The organism is Marinomonas aquimarina (assembly GCF_900089755.1).
In the GTDB taxonomy this organism is placed as follows: Bacteria; Pseudomonadota; Gammaproteobacteria; order Pseudomonadales; family Marinomonadaceae; genus Marinomonas; species Marinomonas aquimarina.
In genome coordinates this window covers 112,737-136,943 of record NZ_FLOC01000008.1, presented here as the reverse complement: position 1 = coordinate 136,943, position 24,207 = coordinate 112,737, and the positions used below count along the sequence as shown (strand labels likewise).

Here is a 24,207-nt window from a genome sequence, read left to right as displayed (position 1 = left end):
AGGCAGCCTTTTTTTATGCCTGAGCCATGATAGGGAGCCCCAATGATTGCTATAAAAACACTGCCAACCTCGGACGTTACCTGCGCGACTTGTCTTGCTTGCTGCTGTCGCTTAGAGGTTATGATTATCTCTGACACTGGCGTGCCACAGGAACATATTGAGACGAATGAGTGGGGCAGTGAAGTGATGAAGCGTTTGGACGATGGTTGGTGCTCTGCCTTGAATCGAGATAATTTGATGTGCAATATCTACGAAAATCGACCATGGATTTGTCGCGAGTTTGAGATGGGTTCTGAGGAATGTATCGCTGAGCGTAACGCAAATTAGTCACACAGCGCCAGCAACTATTTGCCGACGCCATGTCTTCACTTTTTATCGTTGCTAAGGTTTTTTTAGGCCTCTGAAGGCTAAAAGCGGTTAAGCAATGCTTTCGACAATGCCTCCTTCCACGCGAAGGGCTGCCCCTGTTGTGGCGCTGGCTTGTTTCGACGCTGCGTAGACAGACAGGTTAGCTACTTCTTCTGGGCTAGCAAAGCGTTTTAGTAAGGTCGACGGACGATTTTCTTGTAGGAAAAGTGCTTCCATTTCTTCTGCTGTCACACCACGTTCGGCCGCCATTTCTGCGATCATCTGCTGTGCACCTTCGGTACGGGTTGGTCCTGGTAATACGGTGTTTACCGTGACGCCAGTGCCCGCTAAGACTTTGGCTAGACCACGTGCCACACCTTGCACTGCGGCTTTACTGACACCGTAGTGCACCATTTCAGATGGGATATTTAACGCAGACTCGCTGGAGATAAATTGAATGCGCCCCCAGCCCTTGTCGCGCATGCCTTTGGCATAGTGGCGCGCCAAACGCACACCGCTCATGACATTTACTTGCAGCATCTCTTCCCAAGCGTCATCGTCAATGTCGAAGAATTCACAGCCACCATAAATACCAAGGTTATTAATCAAGATATCGACTGCGGGCAATTGCTCTATCACGGTATGACAACCTTGCGCGGTTCCTGCATCGGCAACGATGCCACGACAATCAGAACGGTTGGCGGCTTGATGAATCGCCGTAACAGCGTTGTCTACTTTATCGGCGCTGCGACCAACAATCGTGACCTGTGCACCCGCTTGCGCGAGACCTGTCGCAATGGCCAGACCAATGCCACCTGTTGCACCGGTCACCAGTGCCTGCTTTCCGCTTAGATCGATTTGCATAGTGTTCTCCTCAGTTTTGAATCATTTTCCAATACTATAACTTTGCCTTTTAAGTGTGAGAATGTGCTATTTTTAGTAAGTCTTTTAACTGTGAGTGTGAAGTGGATGTTGGATCGATTCACCGGAATGAGGGTGTTTTCAAGCGCAGCGGAACTGGGCAGCTTGTCGGCCGCGGCGCGGGAGTTGGGCATGTCGCCTGCCATGGCGACCAAACATATGGATGCTTTGGAGCAGCGTTTAGGCGTGAAATTGCTGCATCGCACCACGCGCCAGTTGTTGCTCACCGATGTCGGCGCGGACTATTTAGTGTCCTGTCAGCGTCTTTTGCAGGAGCTTGAAGAAGCCGAATCGGAAGTCAGTGCGCAACGAGTCGAGGCGGTCGGTAAGCTGCGTATGAACGTGCCGCAATCGTTTGGCTCGCGACACATAGCTCCCTTGATCCCGGACTTTTGTCGGCGCTATCCGCAAGTGGAGGTTGAGTTGGGTCTCAGTGATTCGCAGCAAGACTTACTGCAAGACGGTTGGGATTTAATGATTCGGGTGGGGCACCTAGAAGATAGCCTATTAAAAGCACGTCGACTTGGAAATTGCCCAATGCGGGTGTGTGCTTCACCAGAGTATTTTGCGCGCCATGGCACGCCTAAACGCGTGGCGGATCTGGCCAGTCATAACTGTTTAAGCTATACACTGTCTCAGCAGCAGGGCAAAGGCCGTTGGGTGTTTGGCGCTGAGGCAGATGTGCATGTCCCGGTTAAAGGCACCCTTAATGCAGACAATGGCGATGCGTTGCTGGCGGCGGCGATTGGCGGGCTAGGGATCATTTATCAACCCAACTTTATTGTTTCAGAAGCGATCAAAGAAGGGCGCTTACACAGCATCGAGCTGGATCATCCGCCGTTTGATTTGGGGGGAGTGCACGTCTTGTTTCCCGCCGATCGTCGTTTGCCCATGAAAATACGAGCCATGATCGACTTCTTGGTGGAAGCCTTTGAAAGCTCCCCTTGTCGTGCCCCCCAGTAACACTTAAAGGCTATGGCTGACCTTGACGGTTAGGTTCCATATATGCGTCAGTGCCCCACAAAGGTACGGTTGAGAGGCTGTGCTTGAAGCTGCCTTCCGTTTCTTTGGTGGTATATGACAGGTACATCAGTGTCTGGTTGTCGGCGTCGTAGATACGGCGCACCTTCATGGTTTTGAAGAAGATGCTTTTTGACTTGGTAAACACCACTTCGCCGGAGCTGCTTTTATCGATGCTTGCGATCATCGCGGGCGTTATCTCTCCCGTTTGGCGGCAGGCAATCGAGCTGTCACTCGGGTCGGAGAAGCTTAGATTGGCTTCAATCGATGCCACATGGCAGGTCACGCCAGGGATTTTATCGTCCTCAAGTTTTGAGATTTTAATGTCTTTTAGGGTAAACATACCTAAAGACACATCGCCCACTTCGTCGTCAGAACATGCAACTAGCGCTAATGAACAAACGGCGGCTAACCATAACTTCTTCATATTTCTCATCCTTTAATGGGGAGACTCCCCCCGAGTGTATTACTTAAACCACACCTTGCCACCAATAAATTTGAACGCGGGTGTGCCACGTACCAAGGTATCTCGTGCGAACTCTTTTTCACAGTTTGGGCAATGGCAGGGCGTGCTGGTGAAGTCTTCGACAATGCGCTCTTTGAAGCACTTTACCAGCGCACCTTTACCGCCCTTGCGATACTTAAACAGCTGTGCGTTGCACTGATTGCAGAAAATATCGACGGTTTTGGTGGGGCCCTTTTTATTGGGTTTTGCCATGAAGTACAGCTCGCTTGTTGGACAGTCTTGGTAAAGGGGCTGACCCCTGACGTTTTGCGTTATTATAAAGCGCTGCGGCGTATCTTTTAAGAGATGCCGCTTTTTTGCGTCTTGATCGGGTTAGAGCTTGATTATGTTGACGCAAAACAGCACGTTGAGGTTTTATTTGCCGTATATTAGAAGTTAATGTTTAACTGGCCGTGCGTCTGCGCTGTTTTTGCTATTATCCTATGTTTCCAAATGAACGTGTAAGTAAGTACTTTGCCATGTGTGAAGAGCTCCTTGATTTCCAAGGGGTCGCTTGGTGGTTGATTGATTTAGAAGACAACCCCGGACTGTTTTACTGTAATACCACCATGTGCGAGACCTTCTCACTCGATCCCAAGTTAACGGCACATTCGGTTGCCAAAACCTGCCCTATTGCAGGGGATTACAATCAAAACATCGCCATTCGCAGTACCCAGTTAGCTCAGCAAATCTTTAATGAGTACCATCAGCTCCGCCACGGAGAGATTGCGGAGTACAACAACCGCTTTCCTTACTACGATCAAAGCAAAGATGAGACGGTGTATTTTTCGAGCCGTGCCAAAGCCTTGGTGCGTGATGATAACGGCAATGCGGTGTTACTGATGGGCATCATAGAACCTGAAACCGTGAGTTCTGAGCTGTTTGCTTTGGCGAAAACCGATGGCCTCACGGGGCTCTATAACCGACGCGAATTTGATGCTCAGTTAGAACTCTTGATCGGACTGGGGGGGCGCAACCATCACGCGGTCTCAATGATCATGTGTGATATCGATTACTTCAAATCTTACAACGATTCGTTAGGCCACTATGCCGGTGATGACTGCCTCAAGCATGTCAGTGATGGTATTAAACGCGTCTGTTCCCGCTCGGTGAATCATGTTTTTCGCTATGGCGGGGAAGAATTTGCGATCTTGATTATGGACGACCAAATCAATGTGGGTGACTTGGCGGAGAGCATTCGCCACGAGATCCATGCGCTGAACTTACACCACCCAAAATCCCCATCAGGGAGCGTCACCGTTAGCGTTGGGTATGCCTCCTTCGCCCCTGAACTGGGGATGACAGGGCAGCGACTGATCGAAAAAGCGGATATGGCGTTATACGCCGCCAAGCAAAGGGGGCGTAATCAAGTCTGTTCCCACGATCAAGTGCTGACCTGCGTCACTAGCACCCTAGGGATCAGCGCTTAACGGCGATCTGATCCCAGCGCACAGCTTATCGATTAATCTCAGGTAGAATGAATTCCCCCATTTCGTCGATCACTGACTCGGCACTGCGGCGTGACGGTTTTAAATTCACGGCAATATGGCGCACGCCGATTTCCCGATGATGCTGCAGGCGTTCGATCAACGCCTTACGACCGATGCGTACCACGTTGTAAAAACGCTGGTAGGGGGCATCTGGATTCGGGTCTAAATCAAAAAAGGTGGCATAGCCATAATGTGGCGCTGGGCGATCTCCTGCGGCGGACTTGAGAGCCGCCACGATTTCTTTAATTGCTTCTTCGTCGTCTACCGACCAAATCCATGCATCCATATTTTGCGCCAGCCAATCGATCGGCTGACGTGAGCGGCCCACCGCCATCATCGGAATGCGGCCGTTTACGGGCTTGGGATGCATATCCAGGTTGCCACGCAACTCGCCAAAGTATTGGCTCTCAAACTTAGGAAAAGACTCTTGGTGCAGGGTACGCATCAGATCCACGGAGTCGCGGTAACGATCTGCGCGCTCATTATAGTCGACGCCAAACGCAGGGTATTCCACAGGTCGGTCACCAGTCGATAAGCCCAATACAAAACGACCATTGGTGAGATGGTCCACCGATGCCGCTTGTTTCGCCACATGAATCGGATCACGCAGCGGCAAGACAATCCCCGCCGTACCTAGGGTAATCGACTCGGTGGCGGCCGCCATAAACCCAGCATACACAAACGGATCCAGCATCTGCGCTGCATCGCCAAAGTTAGGATCGTAAAACGGCACATCCCGTAACCAAATGCTGGCAAAGCCCGCTTGCTCAGTAAGCTTGGCCATACGTTGATGATCTTTTAGGGTAGGGAAAGGACTATTAGGATACGCCTCAAGCGGCGTTAGTAAACCAATGGTTAACTGACCCTCGGCAAACACGCGGGAAAAGCTCGCGGGCATTTCAGAAGTAGACATACAAGCTCCTATCTCAAACCGCAGCATCCATGTATTTATGTGACACGGCATGCAGCCTTCGAGACTTAAATAGATCGGATTTTAAGATGTGCCTAGTGTATTGAAAGGCCAAGCGAAGATAATCAGCTTAAAGCTCTATTGATTGAAGAGTAAAATTCTACAGTGAGTGATAGATCATAGAATAAAGGGGTCAGATTCCAGAGCTACCGATGTCCGCTCCGGCTTCGGTAGCTCTGGAATCTGACCCCTTTTGCATTTCAGCTAGCCTTTATGCTTTCTACGTAAGAACCAAGCAATCAAGCACTTTGTTACGGGCTAGCTAGAAAGCCTATCAAGATCTGGTTCAGCCAGCGTAGCGGAACTGGTATCCTAGACGTTTTAAGATGTAACTGAGTATTTGCAATGATTAATGATGATGCGGTGATTGATACCCTTGAGGAGCTAGAAGCCTTTTTGCTAGCGGTAGAGAGTGGTGGTTTTGGTTTGAACAATGTGGCGGGTGTGGCACTGGCAACCAACAATGCCGATGGACGTCCGTTTGTGGCGGTGCTGGATGACAACCATCAGCTGCTGCTCGGACGTTGGGTGACACCTGAAGTGTTTGAAAATGGTAAAGACATGGTTCGCAACGGACCAAAGAAGCTGCATTAAGCCATTCTGCTAAGCGCATCTCTGTGCTGCTCGATGTGTATCGAGCAGCGTCCCTCCGAGCGACTAGCTATCGCTTATGCCAGATCCTTGGCCAATCTTTACAGTTGCCTTTGGCCATTGTCACTCTGTTCCATGCTAACTTTAGCTATGCAAACAATAGCTAAGAGGACGATGTCATGGGTTACTGGATACCTGTAGCGGCAATGAGCTTGGTGTTAGCAGGCTGTGCAGGCACGGCAACAGCACCTGACCATAAAACAGTATCTGTCGATGAGCTGTCTGGGCAATGGCAAATAGAAAGCATTGATCAAGGCGGTATCATAGACAGCTCACACATCACGCTAACGTTTACAGAAGATGGACGTGTGTCGGGGTCATCTGGCTGCAACCGTTACTCGGCCAGCGTGTCACAACAAGATGACCGTGTTTTGATTCATCAGGCTGTGAGCACGCGCATGACCTGTGCCCCATCATTGATGCAACAAGAGCAGCGCTTTTTATCGGCCCTTCAAGAAACGACGGCTTTTTACACAGTATCTGAGACGTGGTTAGTGGCAGAAGACGCACAAGGCACCCCACGACTGAAAATGCTACCGCTGAGTACGGGCAATTAATTGACTCGATTACCCGTGCCAGAGGCATTACCATACAGGCTACTGAAATTGATAGAAGTAGTGTGTTATGTCGTTACCTCCTTGCCCGAAATGCCAATCCGAATACGTTTACCAAGACCAAGCCTTGTTAATTTGTCCCGAATGCGCCTACGAGTGGAATCCTGATCAACCAGAAGATGACGAGTCGCCTAAGGTACAGGACGCTAATGGCACCTTGCTAGCGGAGGGCGATAAGGTGACGGTAGCCAAAGACCTCAAAGTTAAAGGCAGCTCCATGGTGATTAAGATTGGCACTAAGGCACTGATCAAACGCATTGTCGATGGCAAAGATCACCAACTGGATTGCAAAGTGGATGGCGCGGGCGAGATGATGGTGACCGCGAAATTCGTTAAGAAAGCCTAGTGATTAAGTGATGCGAGTGAAGGGCCTGAAGGCCCTTTTTTTATACATGGCGGTAAACCTATCGGAAAATTCGATAGATAAGCCTCTATTTCTTCGATTTCAATTATGTAAATGCAAATGGAGTAATTATTTCACTTCAGTACTTTAAGAACGTATTTAGACCTATTTTCTGCTAAATCTGTGCACGATGCGCGGAGCGACACGTCATATTGACGATTGTAGTGGCGGATATGTGAACAGTTTTTGTGATTTTGAATGAAATGCGGGGGAATCGACTCTGCTTTACATAATTGCTGCTTTTATCGCCAATTAAGACTGTTTTAAAAGCTTGAGGGAAGCATTTTGGAACGCCTTTTGGCGCTCTTTTAATCTGTTTTTGACGCGTTAATATTATTTCCAACGAAACGCGAAACACTTCATCCAAGGGTTTCGCCAGACCGACAAAACACACAATGTTGAATAGATTAAAAGGTGAATAATATGAACTTCAAAACTCCAGCACTTATCGCAGCTCTAACACTAACTGCTTCAGCTTCTTTTGCATCTGGTGATGAAAACAACCTGCTAGATAACTACCTAGACGCGCAAGCACAGGCAAAAGCTTTGTCGGCGCAACTAGAAACAATGGGTGTTGAATCTAACCCAATCGTTGAGTTCAATTCACCAGCTACGTTGTCACAAAAGCTTGATGCTTACCAAGACAAGATCTCAGACCTACAGGATCAGTTCGATACTGTTCATAAAGCGAACTAATCCAGCGAAACAATAGCTGAGTATAACGTCGACATTCTTGATCCCCTTGTCGCGTGTTGATCAAAAGCCTCGATAGCTTGCCTATCGGGGCTTTTGTCGTTTAGGGGAGGTCGATGGCGGTTTCAAATTTATCCCGCTTCATGGAAATTAGGGTGCGAAACTTGCGCACATTGGGGTCAGAGTACAGCAGCCGATCACATAACGCTTCGTAGGCCACCATATCTGTGGTCATGACCACCAGTACAAAATCCACTTCGCCTGTCACTTGATAACACTGTTTCACTTCGGGGGTGTCTTGCACACGCTGAACAAACGCTTGGAATAAGTGTTTGTGATCGCGCTCCATAAAGACTTCTACCACCATGTGTAGCATAGGGCCAAGCTTGCTTGGGTCGAGCAGGGTCACTTGCCGCGCAATGTAACCTTGCTCAGTGAGGCGTTTTACACGCTTTAAACAGGCCGGTGGTGATAGGCCAACAACCTCTGCCAATTGTACGTTGGTTAGGCGACTATCCTGCTGTAGTTGGCGCAGGATATTGCGATCAATGTTATCGATTTCAGCCATGGTTAATAAAGTTTTGTTTTTTGAATTAAAAACAAATTTATCAGTAAGCTTTGATACATTAAAGGGAAATAATTTCTTCGACGTTTCTTACAATGAGGCTCGTTACAGTCAGTTTGAGAAAATCGTTATGAAGTCATTGTTGCAAGAAAGCCGCAGGCTGGTCCTAGAGTCTGGGCGGGTCTATTGGACCTTATTAAAAGTCATGGTGCCGGCACTTCTGGTAGTCAAAGCGCTGGACATGCTCGGGGGTGTCACGCTATTCGGCCACGTCTTATCCCCCTTGATGCAATGGGTGGGTTTGCCTGATGAAGTGGGTATTGTGTGGGCGACTTTGATTCTGACCAATATTTACGCCGGCATGTTGGTGTTTTTTAACCTAGGACTATCGGAAAGTCTCACTGTCGCCCAAGTGACAGTGTTGGGGGTATTGATGCTGCTGTCGCATGCACTGCCGGTAGAGGGCGCGATTGCTAAACGCATGGGGGTGAGCTGGCGTGTGACCATCGCCTTACGTTTTGGTGGCGCTTTGGTCTTGGGCTGTCTATTACATCAGTTCTATTCGCATTTTGACCTGTTGCAGCAACCCAGCCAATTGATGTGGCAGCCGCCTGCCCATTCCGACAGCGGTGTTTGGGGATGGTGTTTGACACAGTTGGAAACCCTCATGTGGATTTATGTGATCATCTTAGCGCTGATGAGCTTATTAAAGATGCTGCGAGTGTTGGGGGTGGAGCGCTTAATACACGCCTTGCTATATCCCATTTTACGCATGTTGGGGATTGGTAAATCGGCGGCCAATGTTGCCGTGATTGGGACTGTGCTTGGTTTAACGTTTGGTGCGGGGTTGTTAATCAAGGAGGCGGAGGCTGGGCATTTGAGCAAACGTGATATTTTCCTGACCATTGGTTTTCTAAGCCTCTGTCACAGTGTGATTGAAGACACCATGTTGGTCTTGCTGCTGGGGGCGGATCTCTCTGGGGTCTTATGGGCTAGACTCGGTTTTGCTCTGATTGTCATCGCGGTCTTGGCCCGCTTGCCCTTTGTCACAAAGCGCTTAGCGTCAGCACATTAACGCTGATAGATGGGGACTAAGAGGTTCCCATTTTTTTATACCTATTTGCATATTTCCTATATAACGTTACATAACGCCACATAAGCAATCGCTATAATCGCATCAGATTTTTCTAATATGACGATGTGGTCTAGATAATGGCGCGATACAAGCCCAAATGATCTAGCGGAATAGGGTGGTATATGCGCAGTTTTTCCGATTTAGAGTTAGCAAACGAACATCTATCGATCAAGTCGGTGTTGAGCCAGGTGCTGCATGCTGCCCGCGAATCACTATCGATGGAGTTCGCGTTTATTTCGGAACTGAAAGACGGCTGTCGTATCTTTCGTTTGATTGATCAAGAAGCCGGTGCGCCAGACATCCTGCAGATTGATCACGGCGATGCTAGCGAACAAAGTTACTGCCAACGAGTGTTAGATGGGCGTCTGCCAGCGCTCATGCGTAATGCGGTGGACTTCAAGGAAGCCGTTAAATTACAAGTCACCCATGAGCTGCCAGTGGGGGCACACATCAGTGTGCCGATTTTTGCTGATGATGGTTCTGTCTTCGGCACCTTCTGTTGCTTTAGTCGTATGCCGAATTACAACCTAACCAGCAAGGACCTAGCCTCGCTGCGCGCTTTTAGTGATTTGGCCTCCGAGCTTTTGCGTAATAGCTTGGCCCAAGATCGTGAAATGCTGGCGCTGCGTCACCTTGTCCAAGATATGATTGAGCGTGGTGACTTTTCGATTGTATGTCAGCCAATTTATGATCTAGAGAAAGGTGCCGTGATCGGTTACGAAGCACTGACACGCTTTAACTCGGACGCTGGCTTGACTACTGAGGAGTGGTTTGTGAATGCGGCCAAGGTGGGCTTGTCCTATGAATTGGAGTGTGCCACAGGTCAAAAAGCATTCGACATGCTGCCACGGCTTGCAGCCAATCAATACTTAACGATCAATGTGTCGCCCACGACAATTTTAAGCTGCCAGAACCTACAAGCTATGTTTGGTCAGTACGCTGATCGCATTGTCTTGGAAATCACGGAACATGATGAAATATCGGATTACGCACAAGTGTCAGAAGTACTGGCTCCTCTAAGAGAGCAGGGCTTACGTTTGGCGGTGGATGATGCGGGCGCAGGTTATGCGAGCTTTCGTCATATTCTCTTGTTAAAGCCTGATGTGATTAAGCTTGACCGCAGTTTAATCAATGGAATTGATAGCGACCCCTCCCAATATGCCCTAGCCACGGCCATTGTCGCCTTTGCTGAGTCCACTCAATCCACTATTGTGGCGGAAGGGATTGAAACTGACAGTGAGCTGAATGCAATACGTCAGTTGAACATTCATTTAGGCCAAGGGTATTTATTAGGCCGTCCTGCCGCATTGAATTAAACAGCAAGCCATCAATACTTGTGTATTAAGCCCTGATAGGTTCCCTATTGGGGCTTAATTGTTCTGGGCCCTTTACCTCATTACAGTGAGTTATTTAAAAATGGTCATGATTGTGTTCTAGTGTCCCCCACATTTATGGCCACTTAATAATAAATAGGATTCTGATATGAATATTCTCGCGCTGTCTGATGACGAAATCCGTGACCTTGCAGAGCAAATCTGGGGGGATATGGTCAAGGGCGCTAACAGCAAAGATTGGGCTTTATATTCTAAATATATGCTGCCCGAGTCTGCCGACGAACAGGCTCGTGCAGCGGTTGAGCATCAGTGGCAATACAGCAAAATGTTTACCTCGCTGACCGAAGAGCGTGAATTTTTAAGCGTGTTGCGTCAAGGCGACCATGTTGTGGTGCTGTGGAAGCAGTGGAGCAGCAAGGTAGAGGGGGATTTCTTAGTGATGTTGTACTTAAAAAGCATTGCTGATGAGGTCAAAGTTATCGGCTCTTGGATCCGCTAAATAAGGCACTGTCTCTGCTTTAAGTGGATTGATCGAACGTTTCGATCAATCCCTATCGAATCATTCGATTTCAATTATGTAAGTCAATCGAGGCTGATTCATCCAATGCGCTATTTTAAGGATGGATTATGCATCGACTCTTAAACTCTTCTTGCAAAATTTCGCCATAACCCGCTTCTAGCCTTGATTGTGTGGTGCTTCTTATGAACAGTTTTTGCAAATTATTATGATTTTCTATCATTTGTTTTCCGCTTTGCGTTATTGGTGCTTTTATCGACAATTAAGACGGTTTTATCTAATTGAGGGAAGCATTTTGAAACGCCATTTTGCGCTCTTTTTTTAAATTTTCTAAGCGTTACTATTAATTCCATCGAAGCGCGAAACGTTAAATCAAACGGTTTCGCTGGGTAGATAAACACAAAATGTTTAACGGATTAAAAGGTGACTATTATGAACTTCAAAACACCAGCACTTATCGCAGCCCTAACTCTATCAGCAACGGCTTCTTTCGCAGCCAGCGATGAAAACAACTTGCTAGATAACTACCTAGATGCGCAAGCCCATGCCAAAGCATTGTCTGCACAACTTGAGACAATGGGCGTTGAATCTAACCCAACAGTAGAGTTCAACTCGCCAGCGACCTTGTCGCAGAAGCTTGATGCTTACCAAGACAAAATCGACTCACTACAAGCTCAGTTTGATGCGCACAACACTTCTGTGACTCAGGCGAACTAAGCATTCGCTGAATGACGAAGTGAACGCCGAAAAACAAAAGCCCCGACAGGAAACTGTCGGGGCTTTGTTGTTTCTAGGGGGTGCTACAGCCGGATTAAAGGCGCTTTGCCAAAGCAGCAATATGGTCAGGGCCAATACCGCAGCAACCACCGATCAGTGTTGCGCCCAGCTCGCACCATTTTTCCGCCCAGACTAGGTAAGACTCTGGCGTTAGGTCGGCACGCAGCTCGTCGAGGCCATCGTTAGCAGTCGCATTTTTAGGCTGCGGAGGGAAGGCGTTGGCGTAGGCTCCGATCTGAAGCTCCTTATTGATCTCAGCTAAAACTTGTTTGGTCAGAGCAATCGCATCGGCGATGATCTCTGGCTGACAGCAGTTAAACAAAATGCCATCCACGCCCGCTGCGGCCATGGCTTTGACGGCTTCTACGACGGTTTCACCTGAGCGCAGGCAGGGCTCTGTGGTTGGCTCTGCGTCTTCTAGCGTGAACGACACCCAGTAAGGTTTTTTCTCTCTGTCGAGTTCGTCGACCAGCTTTTTCATCAGCAAGGTTTCCGCCAGTAAGCTTTGGGTTTCGTTTAACCAAAGGTCCACACTAGGGGCTAGGGCGGTGATCAATGGGCGGGCGATTTCTTCGGCGCGTTCCGCTTGGTAAAGATCGGCACGGTAAGAACCAAACAGTGGCGCAAGGGAACCTGCGATTGTTACCTTTTCACCGCTTTCTTCTACTGCTTGGCGAGCAATGTTGGCTGAGTCGATGGCAAGCTCAGTAGCGCGTTGCTGGAACACTTCTTCACCAATATGAAACGGTACTAGGGCATAGCTGTTGGTGGTAATCACTCGAGAGCCCGCAGCGATAAAGGCTTTGTGCACCTCTTTTACGATCTCTGGTGCTTCCATCATGGCTAGAGCAGACCATTCTGGTTGCTTAAATGGTGCGCCACGGCGTTCTAGTTCACGGCCCATGCCGCCGTCAAGTATGGTGACTGTCGTCATAATGCTGTTTTCCGCTAGGTTGAAAATCGGCACATTCTAGCGAGGCTGCTCCCGAAATAAAATCGAATTCATTATTTTTGATAGGTCTAATTTGAGTTTTTATGTCTATAATGACGAATAAATAGCAAAATATAGCCTAACCTATTAAAAAACTTTGGTCTTAGGGCTCGATCCTGTCGATACTACTCCTTTCTGCTTTTGGGTATATTGTGTCACCCTTTTAGCTCACCGCCTGGCGCTCAAATTATTAAAGGCTTTGAACAAGTGAGCACATAACAAAACAAATGAATGAGGAATGACATGAAACTAGGTTTCAAAAAAGCTTTAGCAGGCCTAGCTCTGGCTGGTTCAGTGTTAGGCAGCACAGTGGCCAATGCTGCAGATTCTGCCATCGATAACATTTTATCGACGGGTGAATTAAAGGTGTGTTTTGAAGCGGGCTACATTCCTTTTGAAATGAAAACCAAAGACGGTCGTTTTATCGGTTTTGATATCGATGTATCAAAACATATGGCGCGCGCGATGGGTGTGAAATTTGTGCCAGTGAACACGGCTTGGGACGGTATCATTCCTGCGCTGCAAACTGGCAAATGTGACATCATCAACGGTGGTATGGGCATTACTCCAGAGCGTAATCTAAAAGTACTTTTTGCTGATACTTACTTAGAAATGGGTCAGACAGTATTGGTGACGCCTGAAGTAGCAGCTGAGATTACAGACTACCGTGATCTAAACGATCCGAAATACAATCTTGTCTCACAGATTGGCACAACCGGTGCGATTGCTGCGAAAAAGTATTTCCCAAATGCTCAGCTAAACCTATTTGAAACATCTGCGGACTCTGTTCTTCAAGTGAAAAATGGTAAAGCGGACGCGTTTGTTTATGATCTGCCATACAATGCCATGTACGCAGCTCAGAACAAAGGCGGTGTGGTGCACTTGGACGAAGCCTTTACTTACGAGCCGCTAGGTTGGGCGATTCGCCAAGACGATGTGAATTTCCTAAACTTCTTGAATAACTATCTAGTGCAGATCAAGAAAGACGGTACTTACGATCGCATCTACGACAAATGGTTTAACTCGGATGCTTGGGTCGACAGCATCCAGTAAGCGCTGAATAGTTCAGTAAGTCTTACCAAGAGCCTACTTTGTTAGGCTCTTTTTCTATTTAAGAGACATCATGCAAACACAATCTCGTCGCTGGCTTGGACACGGCCTATATTTCGTCATCATGGCGACTTTGATCGCTGGAGTATATTTCTCTGGTCAAAAGATCAATTACACCTGGCACTGGGAACGTCTTTGGCCTTATGTGATCAATACTGAGCCGCAAGACATCATTGCGCAAACGGATGGCACAGCAGTCGTTAATGCTTCCGGCCAGTTGAGCATTACACCTGATTACGGTGGTGCGCCGCAGATCGTTCCTGATTACGATTCTCTGGTAGCACGCGATGGTGATTTGATCTTCCAAGGCGACACCATTGCTCGAATAGAAGGCTGGCGCTTTGGGCCAATTGCCGAAGGTTTATGGGTGACGATTGAGATCTCTTTCTTAGCACTGATTTTCTCGATTTTACTGGGTGTCATTTTTGGTTTGATGCGCGTGGCGCACGGTCAGGTGTGGCGCAACCTTGCGGTGACCTATGTCGAAGTCATTCGTGGCACGCCTTTGCTGGTGCAGATTTTTATCGTCTACTTCTTTATCGGCACCGTATTTGATCTCGATCGTTTTACCGCTGGCGTGGCTGCATTGTCGATTTTTACGGGCGCTTATGTAGCGGAAATTGTGCGTGGTGGTATTCAATCCGTGCCACCAGGGCAGATGGAAGCGGCGCGTTCTTTGGGCATGAACTATGCCCAGGCGATGACCTATGTGGTGATGCCTCAGGCGATCAAGCGCACTTTGCCGTCATTAGCAGGACAGTTCATTAACCTCATCAAAGACTCCTCTTTAGTCTCGGTGATTTCCATTACCGACTTAACCAAAGCCGGCCGTGAGGTGGTTAGCGGCAGCTTTGCACCCTTTGAAGTCTGGTTTGCTGTAGCGGCGTTATACCTGCTTGTAACCGGTAGTTTGTCTTGGGCGATTCAACGTTTAGAAAAGAGGTTAGCGGCCAGTGACTGATACAATGCAAAACCAAGTATTGATCGAAGCTCGTGATGTAAACAAAGTCTTTGAAAATGGCTGTCATGCGCTAAAAGACGTTTCGCTGGATATCCACCGTGGCGAAGTGGTGGTGATTATCGGCCCAAGTGGTTCGGGTAAATCTACCTTCCTACGTACCTTAAATCAGCTGGAAACTATATCTTCGGGTCACATTAAGATTGATGACATCGATTTAGTAGATAAAAGCACCGACATTAATAAGCTGCGTGAAGAAGTGGGCATGGTGTTTCAGTCGTTTAATCTGTTTCCCCATAAAACAGCACTTGGCAATGTGATGTTGGCGCCTTTAAAAGTGCTAAAACGCGATAAAGCGGAAGTGGAGCAGGAAGCCAAAGACTTGCTTTACCGCGTCGGGCTTCATGAGCGTATGGAAAGCTTTCCGTCACGTTTATCCGGCGGTCAGCAACAGCGTGTAGCAATTGCCCGTTCTTTAGCCATGAAGCCTAAGGCGTTACTGTTTGATGAGCCGACCAGTGCTTTGGACCCAGAGATGGTGGGTGAAGTCTTGGACGTAATGAAGAGCCTTGCCAAAGAAGGCATGACTATGGTCGTGGTCACCCATGAAATGGGTTTTGCCCGTGAAGTGGCCGATCGTGTGGTGTTTATGGAAGACGGTGAGTTGGTGCTTGAGGAATCCCCTGAGCGTTTCTTTAATTCTGAACACCCACGCTTGCAACGTTTTCTAGGTCAGGTACTCTAAGCGCCTTTCTAATCGAAACGGTCGGCGCTTGGGTGCTTTGATGAATGAGAAAACACTTCCCCCATTAAACTGGTTACGCACCTTTGAAGTCTCTGCGCGCAGCTTGAACTTTACCAAAGCCGCGCAGGAGCTGCATTTGACACAAGGTGCGGTGAGCCAGCAAATCCGCTTGCTTGAGCGTCACCTAGGCGTAGCCTTATTTAAGCGTTTGCCGCGCGGCTTAACCTTGACCGATGAAGGCATGTCTTATTTGCCTGTGGTGCAGGACTCCATTTCCCGCTTAGCGGCGGCCACCAATGAGCTGTTCAATTCCGAGCAACGCACGCCGGTGAAAATTCGCGGCAGTTTATCCTTCTTCGTGCATTGGCTGGCACCGCGTTTGGCCGAGTTTAATCAGCAGCACCCAAACATCGATATTCGCTACATCAGCTCTCTATGGGTCAAAGACACCGACGCCGACGATGACTTTGAGATCCGTTGGGGCAATGGTCAGTGGCCTGGCTATGTGTCGCAGCGCTTAAGCTGGGATACTTTATTTCCTGTGTGTTCACCGGACCTCGTCGAGCGTAGTCAGATTCAATCGCCAAGCGATCTTGGCAAGACCACTTTACTGCATGTACTAGGCTATGAAGAAGGTTGGGGCTATTGGCTATCGATGATCAATGAAGAGCAGGTGGATCCGTCTCGTGGCATGCAGCTGGATACATTACTCGCGTCCCTGCGCCTCGCTGAAGTCGGGGTAGGGGTGGCGTTGGCCCGCTCCTCCATGGTCGAAGATATGCTGGCCGACGGTCGTCTAGTGGAACTGTTTGATCAGCGTATTCCGGCCAGCGAGTCATTCTATTTAGTACGTAAGTCTGGCACGGATTTATCCCCCGAAGCCCTGTTATTCTTTAACTGGTTGGAGCGCCAAAGTCGGTTACAGCAGTGATGTCAAAAACCGTAGCGCGAGCCTTCACTGGGCCTATAAAGAGCGCGCTACTATTTAAGAGAGCCTTGTTATGACAATCGGACGTCAACGTTTTCGATTATTCCAAAGTGTATGGCCTATTGATCGGACCCGTTTATCGCAGGAAGTGCTGGCGGGTCTGACGCTGGCGGCCTTGGCTATTCCAGAAGTCATGGGCTATACCCAGATTGCTGGTGTGCCAGTGGTGGCGGGCTTGTATACCATGCTGCTGCCCATGTTTTTATTTGCCATGTTTGGCGCTTCGCGTCAGCTAGTTGTCGGGGCTGACTCGGCCACGGCGGCCATGTTAGCGACGTCGCTTGGGGCCATTGCCATCTCAGGTTCCGACGAGTATTTGGCCATGGCCTCAGTGCTGGCGATGATCGTCGGCGGTATGTTGCTGTTAGCACGCATCCTTAATCTGGGGATGCTGGCGAACTTCCTCTCGCGTACGGTATTGATCGGTTTCTTAAGTGGTGTCGGCATTCAGGTTGCGGTCAGTCAGATGCCCGGTATGCTGGGCATCCATAGTGATGGTTTAAGCTCCATTGCGCATTTGATCCTGCACTGGCCCACGCTGGAAACTTTAAATGTTCATACCCTAATAGTGTCGTTATGTACCCTCATTGCCGTGGTGGGGATCCGTTTGCTCTCGAAACGTATACCTGGTGCCTTGCTGGCCGTCATCGCCTCCATTGTCGCCAGTTGGATGTTCAATCTGGAAACCTTTGATATTGCCTTAGTCGGTGCGGTGCCAAGCGGTTTACCAAGTTTGCAGTGGCCACTTTTTCGCCTGTCATGGGAACAGTTTACCTATTTATTACCCACCGCTTTTGCCATGGTAATGGTGATCTTGGCACAAAGTTCGGCCACCTCTCGGGCGTACGCCGCCCGCCACCGACAGACGGCCAATGATAATCAAGATTTAATCGGTCTGGGGCTTGCGAATCTTGGTGCAGCGGTCTCTGGTGCATTTGTGGTCAATGGTAGTCCAACCAAAACTCAGATGGTGGACGGTGCCGGAGGGCGCAGTCAGTTGGCGCATTTGGTCACCGTGGTCATTGTCTTGTTGGTATTGGTGCTACTGACCGAGCCATTAGCGTACTTACCCCATGCGACCCTCGCCACGATAGTGTTTTTGATCGGCTTTGAGCTGATTGATCTTAAGGGCTTACGCAAGGTGTTGTATGAGCGTCCTTGGGAATTTTGGGTGGCTTTGTCCACCATGATCAGTGTGGTGGTGCTAGGGGTTGAGCTGGGGATTTTAGTGGCGATTGTGTTATCGCTACTGGTGCATACGCGTCACGGTTATCGTCCGGTCAACAGTGTGGTGATTCCCAATGGTCATGGTCGCTGGCGCGCGGTACCACTGAACAACAACGCCCAGCTAATGCCAGGCTTGCAGGTGTATCGTTTTACCCATGGTATGTATTACGCCAACGCTGAACTGATGAGTCGCGAGGTCCTGTATCTGGCGAACAGTGCGCGCCCCGAATTAGAGTGGTTCTGTATTGATGCGTCTGCTGTGGATGATGTGGATTATACGGCGGCGCGTACCTTAGTGACCTTGTCCTATGAGTTGCGCAAACTGGGGGTGCGCTTAGTGTTTGCCGAAGTGTCGGATCGAGTTCGCTATGGTATGGACCGCTCTGGGATTACCAAGGCCGTAGGCGAAGACGCTTATTTTAGTTCGGTATCTGATGTGGTCGAAGCCTTTTCCGACCTTAGTCACACACCACCGGTGAGTTAAGAGCGATGGTGTGTGGTTTTGCTAGACGTGCATAATCCGCATGTAGCCGGCGATGTCGATTCTAAAGTTGGTGGTTTGCTCAAGGTGGTCGCGCATACCTTCGAGTGCTTCCGGCTCCCCGTGGATCAAGTAGATCTGTGTACCGGCACGTAATTGAGATGCTTTCAGCCACTTTTCAATGTCTACGTAATCGGCATGGCCGGAGAGGGCATCCATGCTTTCGATGGTGGCTCGAATCGGGATCCATTCCCCATGCAGTTTGACGCTGCTGGCACCGCCAACCATTTTCGCGCCCCGTGTACCGCCTGATTGGTAGCCAGCAAATAATACCGAGGTTTTAGGGTTACTGAGTAGGCGCTTAAAGTGGTGCAAAATACGCCCTCCCGTCGCCATACCGCTGCCCGCAATAACAATGTGTGGGTAGGTCAATTCGGCCAAGGCTTTCGACTCGTCCACTTCGCGGGTGTAGTGGATGGATTGACACATGTGTTTGGCTTGCACGGTAGAGAGCTTATGTAGCGCAGTATGCTCACAGTAGAGCTCGGAGACATCAATCGCCATCGGGCTATCGAGGTAGATAGGGATCGGCGGAATGCGACCTTCCCCCATCATGCTGAGCAGCATATGCTGCAGTACTTGTGCTCGGCCTACCGCAAACGATGGGATCAATAAGGCACCACCGCGTTTCGCAGTTTTGTTGACCATGTCCGCGAGTTGCTCGTACGGGTCGTCCTGTGAATGGCGTCGATCACCATAGGTCGACTCCAACATCAGTAAGTCTAATTCTGGCAGTGGCTTAGGTGGGTAGTTAAGAATGTCATCGGGTCGGCCAACATCACCGGAGAAGCCAATGCGCTTGCCTTCGGCTTCTATAATCACGCTGCCAGCGCCGAGAATATGCCCGACAGGCTGTAGGTGGAAGCAGATGTCGCCGACCTGTACCTGCTCTTCAAACTCGATACCTTGGAAGAGTTGCATCGAGGCTTCGGCCGTCGCGCGATCATACAGTGGTTCGGGGTTTTCGTGTTTACTGAGTTTATGTTTGCCGTAGAAACGTGCGTCTTCTTCTTGTAAATGGCCGCTGTCGGCGAGCAAGATCTTACACAGGTCGCGGGTCGCATGATGGGTGAAGACGGGGCCACGGTAGCCTTTTTTATACAGCACAGGCACATAACCGGAGTGATCTAAGTGGGCATGGGTCAGCACTACGGCATCGAGATTATCAATATCAAGGGGTAAGGTTTGGCGGTTGCGCTCCCTTAACCACTTGTAACCTTGGAATAAACCGCAATCGACCAGAATGCGCGTGGTGTTGGTTTCTACTAGGAACTTAGAGCCTGTAACGGTTTCTGTACCACCAAGAAAAATAATCTTCATAACGGCCTCAGGTATATGTAAGAGAACACTGATGTTTAAGCTTAATCCAATTTCAGTATTACACCTACTTATCGTGTTCTGTCCGAGTTATCCGTAAAAACACTGATCTAGCTCTATGTTGTGCCTTGCGGCCATAGGACGAATAGGGGCTGGCTGATATCTTGCTTTTGTCTTTTCTAATGTAATGTTGCAGCAAACCCGTTAAGAGGTTCTTGAATGAGTGCAAAGTTACCCACGCTGATGCAATCGGCGCGTGTTCCCTTTTTGATCTTGGCTCCGGTCAGTGTGTTTCTCGGTATTAGCAGTGCCTATGTCAGTGCGACAGATATTCAGTGGCTCCATGTTGCCTTGGCGGTATTGGCCGCGATCTTGGCGCATATCAGCGTCAACGCTTTTAACGAATATATGGATTATCGTTCAGGGCTCGATCTGAAAACCGAGCGTACCCCATTTAGTGGCGGCAGTGGTGGTTTGGTAGATAATCCTAGTGCTTTGAACAGCGTTTTAGCGATGGCTTGGATCACCCTGCTGCTGACCATGGCCATCGGCGGCTACTTTATTTATCTGCGCGGTGAAGCACTGTTATGGCTGGGCGCTATTGGCGTCTTGTTAGTGGTGGGGTACACCCCTTGGATCAACCGCTCGCCGTTATTGTGTTGGATGGCACCAGGGTTGGGATTTGGTCCGGTGATGGTGCTTGGGACGCATATTGCGCTGACTGGGGATCTAAATGGTTTAGCGCTGTTGTTGTCTTTGGTGCCCTTTATGTTGGCAAACAATTTGCTGCTATTGAATCAATTTCCCGATATTGATGCCGATCGTGCCAACGGACGTCGGCATGTGCCCATTATTTATGGCAAAGCGGCCAGCTTAGCCTTGTACAGCTTGGGGCTTTTGGTGGCGAGTTTTGCCGTCGTGATCGGATGTGTGTTTGAGTTGCTGCCGTGGCTATCGCTGTTGGCACTGGTGCCTTTGGCGTTGGGCATGACGGTGGTACTGGGGTTAAAGCCGTTACTACGCAAGGGGGCGGCCACTTGGCTACCGTATTTAGGGCGCAATGTGGTGATGACCTTAGTGACGCCGATTATCTTAGGGACCACTTTGATCCTCGGCTAGTAGCGCGACGCAATACTTCTCCATGGAGCCCCGCTAAGTTTATCTCGGTGGGGCTTTATTGTTTTTGGGCAAAAGCATTTGGCTTTCCTGTGAAATTAAATATACTGTATGTATGTACAGTATATTTGAGAGATCGCCATGCGTGTAACCTATTTAGGCTCAGCAGAGTCTGAGTCCTTTCTGGCTTCCCAGTCCATGCAGATTCCTTTGTATGTGGAGTCTGTGTCAGCTGGCTTTCCATCGCCGGCGCAGGATTATGTAGAGCGATCGCTGGATTTGAATGCGTTGTGTATTCAGCATCCGAGTGCCACCTTCTTTGTGCGTGCCCAAGGGGACTCCATGGTGGGGGCGGGCATTCATTCTGGGGATATATTGGTGGTAGATCGCTCCTTAACCGCTAAGCATGGAGACATCATTATTGCGTCTGTGCATGGTGAATTGACGGTCAAAGAGCTACAGCTCAAGCCAAATGTGCTGTTGCGGCCACACAATAAAGCTTATCCGGTGATGCCGATCTCGGAAGAATCTGAATTTGAAGTGTTTGGCGTGGTTACAGGCGTTGTGCGCAGGTTACAACGATGAGCCAAAAAGTCTTTGCCTTGGTGGATTGCAATAACTTCTACGCCAGTTGTGAGAAGTTGTTTCGGCCTGACTTAAAGTATAAGCCAGTAGCGGTGCTGTCCAATAATGATGGTTGTATCGTGGCACGTTCGAAGGAAGTGAAGGCACTGGGCATCAAAATGGGGGTACCTGTGCATCAAGTTCAAGAGCAGATCAAGCAACACCAGATTGTCTGCTTTTCTTCGAATTATGCCTTGTATGCGGATATGTCGCAGCGGGTCATGAGCCTATTAGAAGCCGAAGCGCCTGAAATTGAGATTTACTCCATTGATGAAGCGTTTTTGAAGTTAACTGGGGTCGAGGCGGTAGAAGACTTATTGGCATTTGGTCAACGTATTAAGGCCAAAGTTGATCAATGCACGGGCATTACGGTGGGCGTCGGCATTGCTCCGACGAAAACCTTGGCCAAGTTGGCGAATCATGCCGCTAAGACGTACCCCGCAACAGGTTCGGTGGTCAATCTGATGGACCCTGCTCGACAGCGACGCTTATTGGCCTTGCTGGATGTGAGTGAAGTCTGGGGCGTAGGACGTCGTCTGAGTAAACGTTTGCAAGAGCAGGGCATTCATACGGCTTTGGACTTAGCCGATACCGACCCTAAGCTAGTGCGGCGTGAGTATTCGGTGGTATTGGAGCGGACCATACGCGAGTTGAATGGTATTTCCTGCTTATCTTTGGAATCGCTGCCTGCGACCAAAAAGCAGATCCTTTGCAGTCGTTCGTTCGGCTCTCGAATTACGGAAAGGGCTCAGTTGAAAGAGGCGATTGCGAAGTATGTGACGCGGGCAGCGGAAAAGCTGCGTGCTGAGGGCTGTTTAGCCCGTGTGCTGCAAGTGTTTATTCGCACTGGAATGTTTAACGCGAGCGAACCCCAGTATCGCAATGCACTAACCATCGAATTGACTCAGCCGACAGACGACACGCGGGCGTTTTTGAAGGCGGCCTTTCAATTATTCGATAAGCTGTTTCGCCCAGGCTTTCGCTATGCCAAGGCGGGCGTGATGCTGACTGACTTTTATTCGTCACATGCTTACCAAGCGGATTTATTTCATACCGATGCCGTAGGCGATCACGGTGCGGCGCTGATGGCGGTGATGGATAACATTAACCAAAGTGGCCACGGACAAGTGTTTTTTGCCGCTCAAGGGCTAGCTCCCGAATGGTCGATGAAGCGTCAATTCCTGTCCCCGGCCTATACTACCCAGTGGTCAGACCTACCTAGCGTGCGCTAGAACTAGGCAACCTATCGATATATTAGATAATGGATCATCAGGTTATTCGATTTCAAATAAGTAAGTGCAGCTCGAGCGGCTATTTTCTTTACCGCTTTTAAGGATGAAATGTGCGCATAGTGTCCTTTAAGTTTAGCGAATTCGCAGTGAATAGAGGGTTACTGGCAGGGGGAGGCATTGAGAGTGTGAACAGTTTTTGCGACTTCATACGGAATAAGTGCAAATATTGATGGATCTCCTTGATTGGTGCTTGAAGCCTGAAATTAGACGCCTTGGCGTGTTTGAGGGAAGCATTTTGGAACGCATTTTTGAGACCTTTTTTTATTTCAAGCAAGCACTAATAATCTCTACATCGAAACGCGAAACACATGTCGCGACAGGCTTTAAAACGCATACAAATTTCTTAGAGACCCATGAAAGGAGGCTCACCATGAAAAAACTGATCACGCTTACATCAGCAGCTTTAGCAACGGCCGCACTGTCTACTTCTGCATTGGCTGACAACATTACTGACGATCTACACCGAGCGGAATCGCGTTATCACGCATTGGCTGAGCAAGTAGAGTCTCAAGGTTACCAAGTGGATGAACTGTACAGCGAGCCGATGACCACTTCGCAAAAACTAGATGTTGTGGCTGAAAAACGGGCTGAGCTAATCAACGTATTGGACGGTTTAAATAGCGCAAACTAATACTCTGTCTAAGTAATGCGAAAAGCCCCAGAGAGATTCTCTCTCTGGGGCTTTTTCTGTTTGTGGCAATGAGCATTGAGGCTGCTACAGACAAATATTTTTAGCCAGTCACAAATATTTCATAATTAATTTGTCGCCACATTAATGGTAAAAATTCATCGCTATAAATATAAGTTATGATATTTGAGTCTGTCTATTCTGTCTTTTGTGAATAGTTCTTTCGCTATCCACTGAACTGGGTAAAAAATAAACAAGATATTCCTTTTTGTCTCGTCGAGTCGGTTTTTTAGTGGCCTTTATTTCTTTTTGGAATAGTGAATCAATTGTTCAGTTGCTGTCGTAATACAGTGACGCGTCTAGTATTTGAGTTGAGGCGCAAGGTTAAACGTTCTTAGTGGCTTTACTATATTTAACCAGAGACTTTGTAAGGAGGCTCACCATGAAAAAACTGGCTGCAATCACATCTGCTGTATTTATGGCTTCGGCTATGTCAACAGCTGCCATCGCTGATAATATCAGTGATGACTTCCGTGCGGCAGAAGCAAGCTACCAAGCTCTTTCTGCGCAGCTTGAAACCATGGGTTATGAAGCAGGCGAGCTAGATTTAGGCTATGCCATGACACCATCACAAAAACTTGATGCAGTAAAAGAGCAGAATAAAGAGTTACAAGGCGTGTTTGATGACCTACACAAAGCGAATTAACAGCATCGCTTAAGCAACGCC

General features: G+C 48.8%; 28 protein-coding genes. 21 read left to right on the top strand and 7 right to left on the bottom strand.

Going from position 1 to position 24,207, the window contains the following annotated elements; translation table 11 throughout:
- Positions 1-42: 42 nt before the first annotated feature.
- Positions 43-327 (top strand): YkgJ family cysteine cluster protein, encoded by a 285-nt coding sequence (locus MAQ5080_RS08540; RefSeq protein ID WP_067208621.1) that lies wholly within the window; start codon positions 43-45, stop codon positions 325-327.
- A gap of 90 nt (positions 328-417) precedes the next feature.
- Here the strand turns inward: MAQ5080_RS08540 and MAQ5080_RS08535 are convergent, their stop codons facing one another.
- The gene (locus MAQ5080_RS08535) at positions 418-1,212 is read right to left on the bottom strand and encodes an SDR family NAD(P)-dependent oxidoreductase (protein ID WP_067208624.1); all 795 of its coding nucleotides are present in this window, start codon (positions 1,210-1,212) and stop codon (positions 418-420) included.
- Positions 1,213-1,344: 132 nt separating this feature from the next.
- Here MAQ5080_RS08535 and MAQ5080_RS08530 point away from each other — a divergent pair, with 132 nt between their 5' ends.
- Positions 1,345-2,232, top strand: a complete 888-nt coding sequence (locus tag MAQ5080_RS08530) for a LysR family transcriptional regulator (protein WP_197464591.1) — start codon at positions 1,345-1,347, stop codon at positions 2,230-2,232.
- A gap of 10 nt (positions 2,233-2,242) precedes the next feature.
- On the opposite strand, the gene MAQ5080_RS08525 is transcribed toward MAQ5080_RS08530, so the two are convergent.
- Positions 2,243-2,716 (bottom strand): CreA family protein, encoded by a 474-nt coding sequence (locus MAQ5080_RS08525; RefSeq protein WP_067208630.1) that lies wholly within the window; start codon positions 2,714-2,716, stop codon positions 2,243-2,245.
- Between the two features lie 39 nt (positions 2,717-2,755).
- Entirely contained in the window at positions 2,756-3,007 is a 252-nt protein-coding gene (locus tag MAQ5080_RS17225) for a hypothetical protein (protein WP_082861062.1), read from the bottom strand.
- 230 nt (positions 3,008-3,237) lie between these two features.
- Here MAQ5080_RS17225 and MAQ5080_RS08515 point away from each other — a divergent pair, with 230 nt between their 5' ends.
- Complete coding sequence (locus MAQ5080_RS08515; RefSeq protein WP_067208635.1) at positions 3,238-4,224, top strand: GGDEF domain-containing protein; 987 nt, start codon at positions 3,238-3,240, stop codon at positions 4,222-4,224.
- A 25-nt stretch (positions 4,225-4,249) separates the two neighbouring features.
- Here MAQ5080_RS08515 and MAQ5080_RS08510 read toward each other — a convergent pair whose 3' ends face one another.
- A complete protein-coding gene (locus MAQ5080_RS08510; protein WP_067208638.1) occupies positions 4,250-5,197 on the bottom strand; it encodes an LLM class oxidoreductase in 948 nt (315 codons plus the stop codon).
- A 402-nt stretch (positions 5,198-5,599) separates the two neighbouring features.
- On the opposite strand from MAQ5080_RS08510, the gene MAQ5080_RS08505 reads away from it, so the two are divergent.
- From MAQ5080_RS08505 to MAQ5080_RS08490, 4 genes are all read left to right on the top strand, one after another.
- A complete protein-coding gene (locus MAQ5080_RS08505; protein WP_067208641.1) occupies positions 5,600-5,848 on the top strand; it encodes a hypothetical protein in 249 nt (82 codons plus the stop codon).
- Positions 5,849-6,024: 176 nt separating this feature from the next.
- Entirely contained in the window at positions 6,025-6,462 is a 438-nt protein-coding gene (locus MAQ5080_RS08500; RefSeq protein ID WP_067208644.1) for an META domain-containing protein, read from the top strand.
- A 67-nt stretch (positions 6,463-6,529) separates the two neighbouring features.
- Positions 6,530-6,865: a zinc ribbon domain-containing protein YjdM gene (locus tag MAQ5080_RS08495; protein WP_067208647.1), complete on the top strand. Its 336-nt coding sequence runs from the start codon at positions 6,530-6,532 to the stop codon at positions 6,863-6,865.
- Positions 6,866-7,345: 480 nt separating this feature from the next.
- Entirely contained in the window at positions 7,346-7,618 is a 273-nt protein-coding gene (locus tag MAQ5080_RS08490; RefSeq protein ID WP_067208650.1) for a hypothetical protein, read from the top strand.
- Between the two features lie 100 nt (positions 7,619-7,718).
- Here MAQ5080_RS08490 and MAQ5080_RS08485 read toward each other — a convergent pair whose 3' ends face one another.
- Positions 7,719-8,183: an Lrp/AsnC family transcriptional regulator gene (locus tag MAQ5080_RS08485; protein WP_067208653.1), complete on the bottom strand. Its 465-nt coding sequence runs from the start codon at positions 8,181-8,183 to the stop codon at positions 7,719-7,721.
- 127 nt (positions 8,184-8,310) lie between these two features.
- Between MAQ5080_RS08485 and MAQ5080_RS08480 the strand changes: the two genes are divergently transcribed.
- The 4 genes from MAQ5080_RS08480 to MAQ5080_RS08465 all read left to right on the top strand — a co-directional run bounded on the left by MAQ5080_RS08480 (position 8,311) and on the right by MAQ5080_RS08465 (position 11,883).
- Positions 8,311-9,255, top strand: coding sequence for a hypothetical protein (locus MAQ5080_RS08480; RefSeq protein ID WP_067209009.1), 945 nt, complete (start codon positions 8,311-8,313; stop codon positions 9,253-9,255).
- 182 nt (positions 9,256-9,437) lie between these two features.
- Positions 9,438-10,631 (top strand): sensor domain-containing phosphodiesterase, encoded by a 1,194-nt coding sequence (locus tag MAQ5080_RS08475; RefSeq protein WP_067208655.1) that lies wholly within the window; start codon positions 9,438-9,440, stop codon positions 10,629-10,631.
- 166 nt (positions 10,632-10,797) lie between these two features.
- Positions 10,798-11,148, top strand: a complete 351-nt coding sequence (locus MAQ5080_RS08470) for a hypothetical protein (protein WP_067208658.1) — start codon at positions 10,798-10,800, stop codon at positions 11,146-11,148.
- Positions 11,149-11,598: 450 nt separating this feature from the next.
- Positions 11,599-11,883, top strand: coding sequence for a hypothetical protein (locus MAQ5080_RS08465; RefSeq protein ID WP_067208661.1), 285 nt, complete (start codon positions 11,599-11,601; stop codon positions 11,881-11,883).
- Between the two features lie 94 nt (positions 11,884-11,977).
- Here the strand turns inward: MAQ5080_RS08465 and MAQ5080_RS08460 are convergent, their stop codons facing one another.
- On the bottom strand, positions 11,978-12,877 hold the full coding sequence (locus tag MAQ5080_RS08460; RefSeq protein ID WP_067209011.1) for a homocysteine S-methyltransferase family protein: 900 nt from the start codon (positions 12,875-12,877) through the stop codon (positions 11,978-11,980).
- A 300-nt stretch (positions 12,878-13,177) separates the two neighbouring features.
- On the opposite strand from MAQ5080_RS08460, the gene MAQ5080_RS08455 reads away from it, so the two are divergent.
- The 5 genes from MAQ5080_RS08455 to MAQ5080_RS08435 all read left to right on the top strand — a co-directional run bounded on the left by MAQ5080_RS08455 (position 13,178) and on the right by MAQ5080_RS08435 (position 18,446).
- Positions 13,178-13,987, top strand: coding sequence for a transporter substrate-binding domain-containing protein (locus tag MAQ5080_RS08455; RefSeq protein ID WP_067208665.1), 810 nt, complete (start codon positions 13,178-13,180; stop codon positions 13,985-13,987).
- Positions 13,988-14,057: 70 nt separating this feature from the next.
- Positions 14,058-15,005, top strand: coding sequence for an amino acid ABC transporter permease (locus MAQ5080_RS08450; RefSeq protein ID WP_067208669.1), 948 nt, complete (start codon positions 14,058-14,060; stop codon positions 15,003-15,005).
- A gap of 4 nt (positions 15,006-15,009) precedes the next feature.
- Complete coding sequence (locus tag MAQ5080_RS08445; protein ID WP_067208672.1) at positions 15,010-15,747, top strand: amino acid ABC transporter ATP-binding protein; 738 nt, start codon at positions 15,010-15,012, stop codon at positions 15,745-15,747.
- A 40-nt stretch (positions 15,748-15,787) separates the two neighbouring features.
- On the top strand, positions 15,788-16,678 hold the full coding sequence (locus MAQ5080_RS08440) for a LysR substrate-binding domain-containing protein (protein WP_067208675.1): 891 nt from the start codon (positions 15,788-15,790) through the stop codon (positions 16,676-16,678).
- A gap of 70 nt (positions 16,679-16,748) precedes the next feature.
- The gene (locus tag MAQ5080_RS08435) at positions 16,749-18,446 is read left to right on the top strand and encodes a SulP family inorganic anion transporter (protein ID WP_067208677.1); all 1,698 of its coding nucleotides are present in this window, start codon (positions 16,749-16,751) and stop codon (positions 18,444-18,446) included.
- Between the two features lie 21 nt (positions 18,447-18,467).
- Here the strand turns inward: MAQ5080_RS08435 and MAQ5080_RS08430 are convergent, their stop codons facing one another.
- Positions 18,468-19,823 (bottom strand): MBL fold metallo-hydrolase RNA specificity domain-containing protein, encoded by a 1,356-nt coding sequence (locus tag MAQ5080_RS08430; protein ID WP_067208679.1) that lies wholly within the window; start codon positions 19,821-19,823, stop codon positions 18,468-18,470.
- A 216-nt stretch (positions 19,824-20,039) separates the two neighbouring features.
- On the opposite strand from MAQ5080_RS08430, the gene MAQ5080_RS08425 reads away from it, so the two are divergent.
- The 5 genes from MAQ5080_RS08425 to MAQ5080_RS08405 all read left to right on the top strand — a co-directional run bounded on the left by MAQ5080_RS08425 (position 20,040) and on the right by MAQ5080_RS08405 (position 24,186).
- Entirely contained in the window at positions 20,040-20,939 is a 900-nt protein-coding gene (locus MAQ5080_RS08425) for a prenyltransferase (RefSeq protein ID WP_067208681.1), read from the top strand.
- Positions 20,940-21,077: 138 nt separating this feature from the next.
- Positions 21,078-21,521, top strand: a complete 444-nt coding sequence (gene umuD, locus MAQ5080_RS08420; RefSeq protein ID WP_067208684.1) for a translesion error-prone DNA polymerase V autoproteolytic subunit — start codon at positions 21,078-21,080, stop codon at positions 21,519-21,521.
- Positions 21,518-22,792, top strand: coding sequence for a translesion error-prone DNA polymerase V subunit UmuC (gene umuC / locus MAQ5080_RS08415; RefSeq protein WP_067208687.1), 1,275 nt, complete (start codon positions 21,518-21,520; stop codon positions 22,790-22,792). The genes umuD and umuC overlap by 4 nt, the downstream gene beginning before the upstream one ends.
- A 430-nt stretch (positions 22,793-23,222) precedes the next feature.
- On the top strand, positions 23,223-23,483 hold the full coding sequence (locus MAQ5080_RS08410) for a hypothetical protein (protein WP_067208689.1): 261 nt from the start codon (positions 23,223-23,225) through the stop codon (positions 23,481-23,483).
- Between the two features lie 439 nt (positions 23,484-23,922).
- Complete coding sequence (locus MAQ5080_RS08405; RefSeq protein WP_067208692.1) at positions 23,923-24,186, top strand: hypothetical protein; 264 nt, start codon at positions 23,923-23,925, stop codon at positions 24,184-24,186.
- Positions 24,187-24,207 lie beyond the last annotated feature (21 nt).